This is a genomic window from Nitrosomonas sp. HPC101, from assembly GCF_009833125.1.
Classification (GTDB): Bacteria; Pseudomonadota; Gammaproteobacteria; order Burkholderiales; family Nitrosomonadaceae; genus Nitrosomonas.
On record NZ_QRCC01000002.1, the window covers coordinates 171,798 to 185,405 of the forward strand.

At 44.3% G+C, this 13,608-nt stretch carries 14 protein-coding genes; 5 read left to right on the plus strand and 9 right to left on the minus strand.

Going from position 1 to position 13,608, the window contains the following annotated elements:
• Positions 1–89: 89 nt before the first annotated feature.
• The 6 genes from ABO04_RS02650 to coxB all read right to left on the minus strand — a co-directional run bounded on the left by ABO04_RS02650 (position 90) and on the right by coxB (position 5,621).
• Positions 90–671: a hypothetical protein gene (locus ABO04_RS02650; protein ID WP_160809070.1), complete on the minus strand. Its 582-nt coding sequence runs from the start codon at positions 669–671 to the stop codon at positions 90–92.
• A complete protein-coding gene (locus ABO04_RS02655; protein ID WP_160809071.1) occupies positions 646–1,365 on the minus strand; it encodes an SURF1 family protein in 720 nt (239 codons plus the stop codon). Before ABO04_RS02655 ends, ABO04_RS02650 begins: the two co-directional genes overlap by 26 nt.
• A gap of 94 nt (positions 1,366–1,459) precedes the next feature.
• On the minus strand, positions 1,460–2,305 hold the full coding sequence (locus ABO04_RS02660) for a cytochrome c oxidase subunit 3 (protein WP_160809072.1): 846 nt from the start codon (positions 2,303–2,305) through the stop codon (positions 1,460–1,462).
• Between the two features lie 185 nt (positions 2,306–2,490).
• Complete coding sequence (locus ABO04_RS02665) at positions 2,491–3,009, minus strand: cytochrome c oxidase assembly protein (protein WP_160809073.1); 519 nt, start codon at positions 3,007–3,009, stop codon at positions 2,491–2,493.
• 133 nt (positions 3,010–3,142) lie between these two features.
• Positions 3,143–4,720 carry a cytochrome c oxidase subunit I gene (gene ctaD, locus ABO04_RS02670; protein ID WP_160809074.1) on the minus strand — a complete coding sequence of 526 codons (1,578 nt, stop codon included), beginning with the start codon at positions 4,718–4,720 and terminating at the stop codon, positions 3,143–3,145.
• A gap of 58 nt (positions 4,721–4,778) precedes the next feature.
• Positions 4,779–5,621 carry a cytochrome c oxidase subunit II gene (gene coxB, locus ABO04_RS02675; RefSeq protein WP_160809075.1) on the minus strand — a complete coding sequence of 281 codons (843 nt, stop codon included), beginning with the start codon at positions 5,619–5,621 and terminating at the stop codon, positions 4,779–4,781.
• Positions 5,622–6,102: 481 nt separating this feature from the next.
• On the opposite strand from coxB, the gene ABO04_RS02680 reads away from it, so the two are divergent.
• The 4 genes from ABO04_RS02680 to tilS all read left to right on the plus strand — a co-directional run bounded on the left by ABO04_RS02680 (position 6,103) and on the right by tilS (position 9,661).
• Positions 6,103–6,798 (plus strand): Bax inhibitor-1/YccA family protein, encoded by a 696-nt coding sequence (locus ABO04_RS02680; RefSeq protein WP_160809135.1) that lies wholly within the window; start codon positions 6,103–6,105, stop codon positions 6,796–6,798.
• A 200-nt stretch (positions 6,799–6,998) separates the two neighbouring features.
• On the plus strand, positions 6,999–7,208 hold the full coding sequence (locus ABO04_RS02685) for a heavy metal-associated domain-containing protein (RefSeq protein ID WP_160809076.1): 210 nt from the start codon (positions 6,999–7,001) through the stop codon (positions 7,206–7,208).
• A gap of 136 nt (positions 7,209–7,344) precedes the next feature.
• Positions 7,345–8,313, plus strand: a complete 969-nt coding sequence (locus ABO04_RS02690; RefSeq protein ID WP_160809077.1) for an acetyl-CoA carboxylase carboxyltransferase subunit alpha — start codon at positions 7,345–7,347, stop codon at positions 8,311–8,313.
• Positions 8,282–9,661 carry a tRNA lysidine(34) synthetase TilS gene (gene tilS / locus ABO04_RS02695; RefSeq protein WP_160809078.1) on the plus strand — a complete coding sequence of 460 codons (1,380 nt, stop codon included), beginning with the start codon at positions 8,282–8,284 and terminating at the stop codon, positions 9,659–9,661. The genes ABO04_RS02690 and tilS overlap by 32 nt, the downstream gene beginning before the upstream one ends.
• Positions 9,662–9,767: 106 nt before the next feature.
• Here the strand turns inward: tilS and ABO04_RS02700 are convergent, their stop codons facing one another.
• From ABO04_RS02700 to ABO04_RS02710, 3 genes are all read right to left on the minus strand, one after another.
• Entirely contained in the window at positions 9,768–10,721 is a 954-nt protein-coding gene (locus ABO04_RS02700) for a S49 family peptidase (RefSeq protein WP_160809079.1), read from the minus strand.
• Positions 10,722–10,748: 27 nt separating this feature from the next.
• A complete protein-coding gene (locus ABO04_RS02705; protein ID WP_160809080.1) occupies positions 10,749–11,411 on the minus strand; it encodes an OmpA family protein in 663 nt (220 codons plus the stop codon).
• A 192-nt stretch (positions 11,412–11,603) separates the two neighbouring features.
• Entirely contained in the window at positions 11,604–12,203 is a 600-nt protein-coding gene (locus tag ABO04_RS02710) for an SH3 domain-containing protein (RefSeq protein WP_240141382.1), read from the minus strand.
• Positions 12,204–12,720: 517 nt separating this feature from the next.
• Here ABO04_RS02710 and ABO04_RS02715 point away from each other — a divergent pair.
• Complete coding sequence (locus ABO04_RS02715) at positions 12,721–13,596, plus strand: alpha/beta hydrolase (protein WP_160809081.1); 876 nt, start codon at positions 12,721–12,723, stop codon at positions 13,594–13,596.
• Positions 13,597–13,608 lie beyond the last annotated feature (12 nt).

Genomic DNA, 13,608 nt, shown 5'->3' on the forward strand with positions numbered 1-13,608 from the left:
AGGTTTGTAATACCTGCTTATAATTTACGTTAATCGGCACCTTGTCCCGTAAAATCGATTTTCACTCTGCCGCCCTGGTCAGCCTCCAGTTAATACTCAGGATGCGAGAGTTTTAGCAATCTTTTCAGATCTCCGATCATCTTTTTGGGATCCGGATCCCGGGGATACCGCATCATTAGATTTCCCATCGGGTCGATAACATAGATATGGTCTTTCTGGTCATTCACAAAGGGAAACTCACTCAACAAATCTTTGCCTTGTGCGAGAATCAGTTTGGTCCCTTTGTATTTATCAACTATTTCTGGATCAAGTTTAACATCATCATTAATTAACCATATCCGCTGAACCTTATCTTTATCAACATTCTGAGCCAAGCGAATCTGTCTCATTATGTAAAGCTTTTCCTGACAGTAACCATCACATTTTCCTGAGTCAATAATCAATAAACTCCAAATACCTTTTAATTGGCGATTCCGGAAAATTGTATTGTCTTCAATATTTGTTGCTACTCCCTGCAGAGGCTTGATTTCCAGCAACTCCCCATAATTTACCGTATGATCCGGACGAAAATCCCATCGATGCAGGAAGGATGAAATTACGATTGGCGATAATATCACCAGTATTAATATGATCAGTTTAAGCCGACTACGCGTTATTTTTTCGTTTGACATTTAATACAATGTAGATAATTAAAGCCACTGCTGCGAATGAAAACCACTGAAAAGCGTAACCTGTATTTCTTGAAGAACCGGAATCCGGAGTTTCCCATTGTCTGACCAGGCCATCATCTGCGACATCATTCTGCTGCAATAGCAGCAAAGGCTGCAAGGTAAGTCCGGTCATGCTTTGATAACTATCAAGATCAAAATTTTGCCAAACGCTTCCTGCGAAGTTATCGTTTGAAAGTGATAACGTTCTGATTGATGGCGATACTACTATTCCAACCAGATGAACCAGTCCGTCTGGTGTGCGAATATCGGGCAACACTGATCGATCATTACCTCCAGCTACCCAACCGCGATTGATCAGGATATCAATTGAGCTGTTTACTGGCCGCAACGGTGTAAGCACATGATAGCCTGCAACTCCATGATGGATTTTGTTATCGAGAAAGATGCTCTGCTCTGGATCAAAATAACCATCAACTTCAACTCGGCGATATAAATAATCATCCAGGTTTACAAGTGACTCTGGAATTGTAACTGGTGGCTGCTGGGCATAGCGTTCTAAAAGCAAAAAACGATCATCCTTTTCTTCTGCCCGAGACAGCTGCCAGAAACCCAGCTTCAAAAAAAGCACAATCGCAAATATAGTAACTATTGTTGACCATAGCGATGGTCTGAATTGTTGTAGAAAACCAGGCATCAAACAGCCTTGTACACAACCATATGAATTTTTGAAGTTCGACTCTCGCGTAAAAGAGTCGAACTTTTTTCTCTCCGACGTTTATTTATTTTTATTACAACAAATAGACAAAAATAAACAATCCCAACCAGACAACGTCAACAAAGTGCCAGTACCACGCAACTCCTTCAAATCCGAAATGCCGCTCCGGCGTAAAGTGACCGTTTAAACATCTGAAGAAGGTCGCAATCAACATAATTGTACCGACTGTCACGTGAAATCCGTGAAAACCCGTTAACATGAAGAAAGTCGATCCATATGCACCACTGGTCATCTTAAGATTCAGATCAGCATATGCGTGTCCATATTCGTATATCTGGAAACCAAGGAACGTGATACCTAACGCTATGGTCGCAAGTAACCATAGTTTTAAAGCACCACGGTCATTCTTTTTCAATGCCCAATGTGCAAGTGTAAGGGTTACACCAGAAGTCAACAGCAGTGCCGTATTGATGGCGGGGATTCCCCATGCTCCCATAGGTGTAAATTTCTCATCAAATCCCGGTCCGGCTGTAGGCCACCCTCCGGCAAAATCCGGCCAAAGCAATTCATGCTCGGCGTCAGCCAGCTCAGGTACGGAAAGAACACGCATATAAAACAATGCACCAAAGAATGATGCAAAGAACATCACCTCGGAGAAAATAAACCATCCCATACTCCATCTAAACGATTTATCTTCTTGTGCCTTATATTTACCTGCTTCACTTTCAAGAGCCACTTCCCGGAACCAGCCATAAAGCAAGTAAGCTAATATGACTAACCCTGTAATCAAGACGCCATATCCCAACGGGATTTTATTTACAGTACCTACTACGCCAAAAGCCATGAAAAGCAAAGCCGTTGATCCTATGATCGGCCATTTGGATGGAGACGGCACATAATAACCCGTTCCCTGACTCATATATCTTCCTCCTTGTTATTTAACTTAACCTGCTACAAGCCTGACTGGATTCAAAACAAAACGCCACCATCCTAAAAATCATCGATAATCGCTGATCTGATATAAATAAAAACAAAGGCATTTCTACAGTCCGAAACAGAAAAATGTATTTTCGACATCACTGTTATCAGGTATTCATTCTCCACTTAATTGGCTTTAACTTTGAAAAAAGTATATGAAATCGTTGCAGTATGTATATCATCAGGCATTTCCGGATCAATCAGGAATCTGACTGGCAGTTGCTTGACTTCCTTACCATTCAGCTCCTGCTGCGAGAAACAAAAACATTCAACTTTTTTCAGATATCTTTCAAGGTTTTTAGGACTATAGCTCGGAATAGCCTGCCCAACCTGTGGCTCTTCTGATTCGTTGCTGATTTCATACATAACTTCTGTAAGTTTGCCAGGATGTAAACGAATATAGGATTGCAGCGGCCTAAATTTCCATGGAAGGCTGCGTACATTCGCATCTAACTGTAAATTGATTAACCTTGTATTATCTACTTCGATATTTTTAGATACTGCATCCGGACGTTCTAGCTCATATATACCAGTTACTTCACAGAATTTTTTGTATATAGGCACAAGCGCGTAACCAAAACCAAACATAACCACACTAAAAATAAGTAGTTTTTTTAATATATCGATGTTATTGGTCTTGGTCACGCCACTTCATTCCTGTCTAAATATAACCGTTGCTATAAAAACCATTACCACCAAGATGACCAGAATTAACGCAGTATGTAACTTTTTGCGCTTTAATTCTGCGTCTCTATTCTCAGCCATTGTTTATACCTGTTTATTTAACAACAGGTGGGGTTTCAAAGCTGTGGTAAGGCGCTGGCGAAGGCAGGTGCGTCCACTCCAAAGTAGTTGCTCCTTCCCAAGTTTTATCCGCTGCCTTTTCTCCGCCACGTACACATTTAATAACAATGTATACAAACAACAGCTGTGTCAATCCGAATCCAAACGCACCAATACTTGAAATCATGTTGAAATCAGCAAACTGGAGCGCATAATCAGGGATTCTGCGCGGCATACCAGCCAATCCAAGGAAGTGCTGAACAAAGAATGCCACATTAAAGAATATCATTGACAGCCAGAAGTGCCACTTGCCTAATGTTTCACTGTACATATGACCAGTCCATTTCGGCAGCCAGTAATATGCGCCTGCAAATAATGCAAACAAGGCTCCAGAAACCAATACATAATGAAAATGCGCAATAACATAGTATGTATCCTGCACTTGCACATCGACTGGAACTATTGCGCAAACAACGCCGCTAAATCCGCCAATAACAAACAGAACGATAAACCCTATTGCAAACAACATTGGCGTTTCAAAGGTCATGGAACCTCGCCACATGGTCGCCGTCCAGTTGAAGACCTTAACACCCGTTGGCACAGCAATTAACATCGTTGCATACATAAAAAACAACTGTCCAGTCACCGGCATACCAACAGTGAACATATGGTGCGCCCACACAAAACAAGACAACAGTGCAATTGCAGCAATTGCATACACCATCGATGTATAACCGAACAACGGTTTACGTGAGAATGTTGCAATAACTTCAGAAATCACACCGAACGCCGGCAAAATCATAATATATACCTCCGGGTGTCCGAAGAACCAGAAGATATGCTGGAACATAACCGGATCACCACCACCCGCAGCATTGAAAAAACTCGTACCAAAATTACGGTCTGTAATTACCATTGTTACAGCACCCGCCAGCACCGGCATAACCAATACAAGCAAGTATGCGGTAATCAACCAGCTCCACACGAACATTGGCATCTTCATCAATGTCATACCTGGAGCACGCATGTTCAGAATAGTCGTAATGATGTTTATAGAACCCATAATAGAGGACATCCCGAAAATATGGATTGCAAACAACATCATGTCCGTTCCTATACCACCTTGCGTGGACAACGGAGGATAAAACGTCCATCCACCAGCAGCAGCTCCGCCTGGTACAAAAAATGAAGTTATCAATAACAGCGCTGCAATCGGCAGCAACCAGAAGCTCCAGTTATTCAGACGAGCAAAAGCCATGTCTGGCGCCCCGATCATTAATGGTATCTGCCAGTTAGCGAACCCCACCCAAGCCGGCATTACAGCACCAAACACCATGATCAGACCATGTAGTGTAGTAAACGAGTTAAATACCTCTGGCTCCAGTATCTGAATACCAGGCATAAAAAGCTCTGCTCTGATACCCATGGCCAGAAAACCACCAACAAACAACATAGCCAGACTGAAACACAAATAAAGCGTTCCGATATCTTTATGGTTGGTCGTAGTTAACCAACGCATTATGCCGGTCGGATGATCGTGCGTATGGCCATGTACGTCTTGTATTACTGCCATTATCTTCTCCTTTTTTCAATCTAATTGATCTATACCCCGACTCTATATTCCGGATATATCAGTTTTTACTCGCCTCATTTTCAACGAGAGCTGTATTCACTACCGCAGCCGATGCAGTTTTTTGTTTATCTGCAACCCACTGACTGTATTTTTCCTGCTCCATTACTTCTACTATTACCGGCATAAATCCGTGTTCCTTACCACAAAGCTCAGCGCACTGGCCACGATAGATTCCCGGTTTTTCTACTTTAAACCATGCATCACGAATAAATCCGGGTATGGCGTCTTGTTTTACGCCAAGTGCAGGTACCCACCATGCATGGATAACATCATTAGCTGTCATGAGCACTCTGATTTTTTTTCCGGTAGGCACTACTACGCGATTATCCACTTCCAGCAAATAATCTTCTCCCTTAGGCGCTTGGTTACGAATCTGATCCTGCGGAGTGGATAACTGACTATAAAAGCTTATTCCCTCACCTTCTCCTTGAATATAATCATACCCCCACATCCACTGGTATCCGGTAGCTTTGATAGTGATATCCGCTTCGCTGGTATCCTTCATCGCGATAACTGTTTTGGTTGCTGGCCATGAGATCGCAATCAAGATCAACACAGGAATTGCCGTCCAAATTAATTCAATCGTTGTACTGTGATGAAAATTTGCTGCCTTATACCCAACCGATTTACGATGCTTGACGATGGAATAGCCCATCACACCAAACACACCAACAAATATTGCCAAACAGATCCACAGTGCCATCATGTGCTGATCGTATATTTCCTGTGCAATCGGAGTTTGTGGCTCAGGCAGATTATATTTGCTAGATATCGCCAATCCCGAATAAGAGCCAAGAATCACAAAACTTGATAGCAACGCCATCAACTTACTACCCTTCATATATTACCCCCCCACATTAATTACCAAATCAATTTCAGCAGCTCACCTGTGATCTTGTAAGCTTGCCCCACACCTCACAATCAGCTGCTCATAAGAACGTTTGCCTGGCTGTTCAGCCTGACTAACCAATAGAAGCCGAAACCGGGTAACAATTTTGGGGCAATCTTAGCATTCGGACGCTGCTAGCACAAGAAGGAAGATGCATGATTTTTATGAGGAAAATTACCATGTTGTCACTATGGATATCGGTTTTTTTATCTTCCGACACCTAAATTCCTTTTGTTGTCTCGATATATCTATCATTTTGACATGACGCATGGCGCTCATCTGCCTGCACAGACAAGAAATCAGGCAAACAACCCCCAAGACCACTATAGAAAAGTGGTTAAATCTAATGACCCGAAAATTGAATTGCAACTTTTTCCTCCTCAAGGTAGCCTAAGTTACTTATTTTTATTTAATTTTGAGGAAAAATAAAACTATGCAATCTGATTCCAAATATGCAATTCCTACATCAGAAGCATTAGGCTCACATATACATAACCAGGTACTGAGAAATACTTATTTAATGCTTGCATTGACCATGATTCCAACAATGCTTGGTTCAGCTGTTGGTATTAATACAGATTTTCTGTTCCTGGCTCAATCTCCGATTATGGGCTCGCTTGCAATGCTGGCTGCAATGATCGGCTTGATGTTTGCTGTCAGTGCTGCACGCAACAGTATTTGGGGCGTCATTCTTCTTTTCTTGTTTACCTTTGTTGCCGGGTGGTGGTTGGGTCCCCTGCTGCAGCATGCGCTACAATTTAAAAATGGCGCTCAGCTGATCGGACTTGCTGCTGCAGGAACAGGCATCATTTTTTTTACACTGGCAAGCGTGGTGACGGTAACCCGTAAAGATTTCGGATTCCTGCGTAATTTTCTGCTGGCGGGACTGATACTGGTTATTTTGGCTTCTCTGGTTAATTTATTTTTGGCAATACCAGCTGTTTCACTGGTTATTTCAGCTGCGGCGGTGCTGGTTTTCTCGGGATTTATCCTGTTTGATGTAAGCCGAATTATAAATGGCGGTGAAACCAATTACGTTATGGCAACATTGGGGATTTATCTTAGTTTATACAATATATTTATAAGCCTAATACAGTTGTTGCTTGCTTTACTGGGCGAAAGAGACTGAAGCCAATCGCTTGACGGGAAATAACAAATCACCTTCATCAACTACGCTATTGGAAAATTTCCGTTGAAAGGATGAGACTTACTGTATGTGCCCTGACGATCTACAAAGCATTCAGGGCACAGCAATCGTTGATTCAGTACTGTTAAAATTCCGGCAAACTAGTCTTTTACTCATTTTATCTTCTAGCAAAAGGAATTTTTATGCCAATAACTATTATTCATATCAAGGGAATGACCTGCGGGGGATGCGTCAGTAGCGTCAAAACTGTATTAACAAAAATCCCAGGAGTAAGCAACGCTGAGGTGTCTCTTGATGATGGACAGGCAGTCGTTCAACACGATGGCTCTCACGAAGACATGATTTTTAGCCGGGCAATAGAAGATGCTGGATTTGAGGTGATCAGGCAGTAATCACTGCGGTAACAATAAGATTTATAGACTTTGGTATTTCACGCCTCCTTGTTTTCTAGACATCCGAAAGAATAAACGACGCAGGTTAAGTCCTGTATCATCGCGCTTCTTCGCTTTTTTAATCCTATTAATCTGTATGAAAAACGTCTTTCTGGACTTTGAAAAGGGCATCGAGGAATTTGAGGCAAAAATAGAGCAATTACGCTTTGCTCAAGATAACTCCGCGCTGGATATCTCAGCTGAAATCACTCGATTGCAAGCAAAAAGTCGAGGGCTGACCAAAAGTGTTTATGCAAAACTTACACCCTGGCAGATTTCACAAGTAGCGCGCCATCCTTTACGTCCTTCCACACTTGATTACATAAAACATCTGTTTACCGATTTTGAAGAACTGCATGGTGACAGGAATTTTGCAGATGACCGGGCGATCATTGGTGGATTGGCGCACTTTAATGGTCAGACTGTTATGCTGATCGGGCACCAGAAAGGACATGATACTAAGGAAAAGATCTACCATAATTTTGGCATGCCCAAGCCAGAGGGATATCGCAAAGCACTTCGGCTCATGCGTCTCGCAGAAAAGTTTTCGATCCCATTGATTACCTTTATCGATACACCAGGCGCCTATCCAGGCATAGACGCGGAAGAACGCGGGCAATCTGAGGCCATCGGCAAAAACCTGTATGTCATGGCAGGGCTGAGAATACCTATTATTTGCGTCATTATCGGAGAAGGTGGGTCAGGTGGAGCGCTGGCCATCGCTGTAGGCGATACCAGCCTGATGCTGCAATACTCCATCTATTCAGTTATTTCACCGGAAGGATGCGCATCCATTCTATGGAAAAGTGCAGACAAAGCATCCGACGCGGCTGAGATACTTGGCATCACTGCCGACCGACTCAAGGAAATGGCCCTAATTGATACCATCATTCCCGAGCCTGTGGGTGGCGCACACCGTGATTATCCGGCTGTAATGCAATCCGTCCGGCAGGCAATACAAGAATCACTACGAAAGCTGCAGGATATTCCCTTGGAAACATTGCTACAAAAACGCCTTGATCGACTGCTAGGATATGGCAGATTCAAAATCAATCAACCCGATTGATGATATAACCAACTGCTTTTTTCATAACCTGAGTGCACAAGTCCAGCCCGGTGATCATCTGGTAGTTGCTCTGAGTGGTGGGATGGACTCTGTCGTATTGCTGCATCTGCTTGCAACACTTTCTAAATCTATGCAACTGGATGTATCAGCAGTCCATGTTGAACATGGCATCAGTGCACACTCGAGCCAGTGGAGCACTTTCTGCCAAACACTTTGCGACAGCCTTGCCATTCCTCTATCCACTCACCGGTTAAAGATCTGCAAGCAACCGCAGAAAAGTCTGGAGGCGCTTGCCAGAGAAGCTCGCTATCAAATATTCCGGCAAATTCAGGCAGATTATGTTGTGCTGGCACAGCATCAGGATGATCAGGTCGAGACGCTGATGTTGCAATTATTGCGCGGCGCAGGTATCAAAGGGCTCAGTGCCATGCCGACAGTCAGATTATTTGCACCAGGCAAGACCATCAGATTACTCAGACCACTGCTCAATATTCCACGCTCAAAAATCCAGAAATACGCAAAATTTCAGAAATTGTCATGGGTAACCGACGAAAGCAATCTGGATACTTCCTACGATCGTAATTTTTTACGGCATCAGATTTTGCCTTTACTGGAGCAACGATACCCGGCTTACCGCAAAACACTGTTTCGATCTACCCGGCATCTCGGCGAAGCGGCTCATTTACTGGATGAACTGGCAAAAATCGACGCTCAAAATACCATGATTGTAGATAAATTGAGCCTGCGAGGGTTGCGCGAGCTTGATCATGCCCGCGCCGGGAATTTGCTGCGTCATCTATTGGCGCAACGAATGACTCAGCTGCCAAGTGCGGTAAAGCTGGAAGAGATTCTATGTCAGCTATACAACATACAAGCCGACAACCGATTCCATTTCGTGGTGGATACTCTGGAAATTCGTTGTCACCGTGGATTAATCGAATTCCTGCCTGCTGACGCTCTGCCGAAATCAATATTACCCGTTGTCTGGCAAGGTGAGCAGCGCCTTGCAATCGGATCATCAAAAGGAGTACTTGAGTTTACTCGACAAAACAATGTGGGTATTCATCTGGCCAAACTGGATCAGCAGATTATTACAATCCGTTCGAGATCGGGAGGCGAGCGATTTCAGCCGGATTGCAAACGCCCTCGTCGCAGTCTGAAGAAAATTCTGCAGGAAGCTTCACTCCCTCCATGGAAACGCAACATACTGCCACTCCTTTTTTGTGGAGATCAACTTGTCTGGGTAGCAGAAATCGGCATTGACTGTCATTTCCAGACACCAAAGGAAAGTACCGGACTGGTTGTAACATGGCATTCAGAGCAAACCGATCAATCTTCAGCTCACTGATATATGTCAACGATCTCAATTACCACCGGTAGCGCCGGATTTCGTACTGGCAAACCGGAACAACTTGCACCGCATGAAATGAAATTTACTCGCAATCAACCAGAGCTTACCGGATAATCCATGCCAATCTGGTATCAGTCAGCAAATCTGTCGCGACTCGGCCAAACCGCTTGGCAAAACGTTCTGTAATTCCTTCTTGAACGGTGAAGTCGACGATACGTTCAGCCTGGATAATTTCACGTGCAACGTAATCTGCGCTACCCAGTGCATCTGCCAGCCCGAGCTCCACACTCTTAGCACCTGTCCACACCATGCCACTAAAAATTTCGGGGCTATCTTGCAAACGATCACCCCTACCATCCCGAACCACCTGAATAAACTGCTGATGAATTTCAGCCAGCATTTTCTTTGCATGCTCTCTCTGTCCTGGATCGGAGGGCGAAAAGGGATCAAGGAATCCCTTGTTTTCTCCGGCTGTCAACAGGCGACGTTCTATTCCCAGTTTTTCAAGTGTCCCGGTAAACCCGAATCCATCCATGAGCACGCCAATCGATCCCATGATACTGGCCTTGTCTACGAAAATCTTATCTGCTGCAACGGCAACATAATAACCACCTGAAGCGCAAATATCCTCAACCACAGCATATAAGGGAATATCAGGATATTGTGTACGCAACCGGTGAATTTCATCGTTAATGACGCCGGCCTGAACTGGGCTACCACCCGGGCTGTTAATCCGCAATATCACCCCGGCTGTATTTTTATCTTCAAATGCTTTTCTCAGTCCGGTATTGATATTTTCTGCACTGTTTAAACCATCCGAAGTAATTTCCCCACGCAAATCAACCCGTGCGGCGTGCTTGCCAAAACCGCCAGTTGTTTCAGTATCCAGCCAACCCAATCCCCAGAAAAGTAATGTAAACAAATAAGAAAAGGTCAGCAAACGGAAAAAAATACCCCAGTTGCGTGCTTTCTTTTGTTCTCTCAGGGAGGAGAGCACCAAATCCCGCAGTGTTTCTCTCTCCCATTGTTCCTTGTTGGTATTTTCTGTACCAGCCATAAATATTAGTCACTCACTCTGGTAGATTTATTGAACTGATCCACCCTGCACTTCTGAAACATAGATCTCTACCCTGCGATTTTTTGCCCGGCCCGAAGTCGTATCATTCGAAGCGACCGGTTGACGCGAGCCGCGGCCATCAATCTGGATTCGCTGAAAAGGGACACCTCGACCCGCCAGATATTCACGTGCACTGGCTGCACGATTTATGGATAGCGGATTGTTAACAGCATCGCTGCCGGTACTGTCAGTATGGCCGATAATCGTTACGTGAGTACCGGGGTTATTCAATAAACTGGTTGCAAAACTATCCAGAATCGGACGAAAACCCGGCTTGATCTGAGCACTTCCCGTATCAAACGAAATATCACTGGGGATATTCAACATCAGTTGATTATCCGCTGTTTGCGACACCATCACACCTGTGCCAGCAGTCGCGTTTTCCATCTGAATTTTTTGTTCTTCCATTCTTTTAGACCACAGGTAACCGGCACCAGCCCCTAATGCTCCACCAGCACCCGCACCAATCGCTGCACCTTTTCCGCCCCCGGCCAGTGCGCCGATTGCAGCACCTGTACCTGCGCCAATCAATGCACCCGTACCGGTTCCTTTCTGAGTTGCGGTCATATCAGCACATCCAGAAACAACAAATCCAACCAATGATGCCGTTATTACTATTATTTTATACATAAATTCACCTCTTTTTGAAAGAAAACCGACTGTACTGTAACAGAAGTTGCTGAAAAAATAATTACAATCATTTTGCTCTCAGCCTGGTTGCTCAGGTTTGAAATTAATAAACAAAATCGCCGGCCGCAAGGCTCGCATCAATCACTGCCGGTAGAAGTGCTATTCAAGCAATAATTGGTATCCCGAGAATATCTATTTCTCAGAATTCCTATTGCTGATCTGTATATCCACCAGTAAATTCTGAATCCAGCCGGATAGATTATCCTCGGTTTGTACATGGAGCCAGCCGCCATGGTAAGCAGTAGCGGTTAAGGATGTATTTTTTTTCAGTAAACCAACCACCCTGGAATGGCTGTCTGGATCTGTTCGCAGGCTGCCGACTTGAGTAACAAACAAGAGAACAGGAGTGCGAAAAGATAATATAACAGCATCTTGTGCCCCCGGATTCTTTCTTGCCGGGTTGATTATGGCATCAATAAATTCACCAGATTGGGCCGCGTAGCTCATTGCACTGCTGTAATTTTTATGTTCGTAGGCTACCATTGCCGCGTCTAACAAGCGCCGTGCTAAAAACTGTAAAGCTGCATCCGACTCACTGAGCTCGGTCTGCTTGAGTGCGAGCGCAGCCACCTCCGCTTCAGCTATCCTTGAAGCAGCCTCCGGTTGTGTTGCCAACCTATACAACTTGTTTTGGGCCCGACTGATTTCACTGGCTGTTTCCCGTAACGCATGCGCCTGATCCAGTTCGCGAGCGTTTAAGCTCCGGATCAGCTCATCTCTTTCCGCAATCATCTGTTTCAGAACAACAATTTCATCCCGATACAGTCGATAACACGGCAGCTTTTCCGGAATTGGAACAATTTCTATTTTTTCTAAATCTGCTGATTGAAGATTGACAGGCTGTCCGAATATAAGAGATTTCTTCTGCCAAGAAGATGTGCACCCTCCCAATCCCATTCCCGTGGATATTAGAATTAATATGATTAGGAGTTGTTTGTCTGGGGAGTGACAAAACATCGACATCTTTGCTTGATCTCTTAGTAAGTTGCCGTGTCACATAAACATTATAAATCACTCACCTGAAGCGGCTGTCTGAAGTTAAACTTTAGCGGAAAAACAAAAAACATTTCCGACTTAGATCAGCTTCCTGATTACTGTGATCAAAAGTGACAAAATGATCCGGTCAGGAGTGTTTACTGTTCTGACACATAGCAATCTGCATAGGTTAGCATAACTATTTTCTGTATACGGTTTGTCATATTTCAGACTGCTCGTCAGTTTCCGAATTCTTCACTATTACAGTTTTAATATGCGCAATCAGATTGTTCGCTGGATATTAATTCAGCTTGTCTCAATATTGGTGATTATTACGGCTGTAATCATCATACTGGGCGAGATTGTGACAGGACCGGCTTCCACTGCTGTAGAGACTCTGTTGCCGGATTTCCCGGTAGAAACGGTTCAGATCGCTGTAAATAACGATCATGCTGTACATGGCTGGCTGGCCCGTGGAACAAACGGGCATGGTGCTGTTTTACTCGTGCACTCCATGCGCAGTAATCGGCTTGAAATGCTTGGTCGCGCGAGATTTCTCAACAGTTTAGGCTACCACGTACTCATGATCGATCTGCAAGCACATGGAGAAACGCCCGGAGATCGGATTACCTTTGGTGCGCGCGAATCAGCTGATGTTGCCGCTGCAGTGACCTATCTTCGGGAGATTTTTCCACATGATCGCATCGGCGCTATTGGTGCAACACTTGGTGCAGCAGCCATTGTACTGGCTGATCCACCGTTGAAACTCAACGCCATGATACTTGAATCACTCCACCCTACTTTTGCGGAGGCTGTTGCAAATCGGCTCAGATTGCATCTGGGAGATGCCAGCGCACATCTTCAGTTCTTACTGCTTCCTTATTTTTCTTTTCTGCTTGATCTGCCGGTTGATAACTTAAATCCCGTTGAACGCATCGGTAATATCGCCACTCCCGTGCTGTTTATTACCGGAACACGTGACAAACATACGACTCAATCTGAGGCAAGAAGGCTGTACGATGCAGCGCTGCCCCCTAAAGAGCTCTGGATTGTCGAAAATGCAGGCCACTACAATATGCATACTTACGCAGGCACAAGCTACGAACAGCGTATCGCCGATTTTCTTTCGATTTATCTACAAAGGCGATAATTCTTAACCCTA

What these genes read in the sequence shown, in the direction of transcription:
- ABO04_RS02700 (WP_160809079.1), bottom strand. Translation starts at nt 10,721, where the DNA reads ATGGCTGGTACAGAAAATACCAACAAGGAACAATGGGAGAGAGAAACA.
- ABO04_RS02690 (WP_160809077.1), top strand. Translation starts at nt 7,345, where the DNA reads ATGAAAAACGTCTTTCTGGACTTTGAAAAGGGCATCGAGGAATTTGAG.
- ABO04_RS02650 (WP_160809070.1), bottom strand. Translation starts at nt 671, where the DNA reads ATGTCAAACGAAAAAATAACGCGTAGTCGGCTTAAACTGATCATATTA.
- ABO04_RS02685 (WP_160809076.1), top strand. Translation starts at nt 6,999, where the DNA reads ATGCCAATAACTATTATTCATATCAAGGGAATGACCTGCGGGGGATGC.
- ABO04_RS02715 (WP_160809081.1), top strand. Translation starts at nt 12,721, where the DNA reads ATGCGCAATCAGATTGTTCGCTGGATATTAATTCAGCTTGTCTCAATA.
- ABO04_RS02680 (WP_160809135.1), top strand. Translation starts at nt 6,103, where the DNA reads ATGCAATCTGATTCCAAATATGCAATTCCTACATCAGAAGCATTAGGC.
- tilS (WP_160809078.1), top strand. Translation starts at nt 8,282, where the DNA reads ATGGCAGATTCAAAATCAATCAACCCGATTGATGATATAACCAACTGC.
- ABO04_RS02655 (WP_160809071.1), bottom strand. Translation starts at nt 1,365, where the DNA reads ATGCCTGGTTTTCTACAACAATTCAGACCATCGCTATGGTCAACAATA.
- ABO04_RS02710 (WP_240141382.1), bottom strand. Translation starts at nt 12,203, where the DNA reads ATGATTGCGGAAAGAGATGAGCTGATCCGGAGCTTAAACGCTCGCGAA.
- ctaD (WP_160809074.1), bottom strand. Translation starts at nt 4,720, where the DNA reads ATGGCAGTAATACAAGACGTACATGGCCATACGCACGATCATCCGACC.
- ABO04_RS02705 (WP_160809080.1), bottom strand. Translation starts at nt 11,411, where the DNA reads ATGTATAAAATAATAGTAATAACGGCATCATTGGTTGGATTTGTTGTT.
- coxB (WP_160809075.1), bottom strand. Translation starts at nt 5,621, where the DNA reads ATGAAGGGTAGTAAGTTGATGGCGTTGCTATCAAGTTTTGTGATTCTT.
- ABO04_RS02660 (WP_160809072.1), bottom strand. Translation starts at nt 2,305, where the DNA reads ATGAGTCAGGGAACGGGTTATTATGTGCCGTCTCCATCCAAATGGCCG.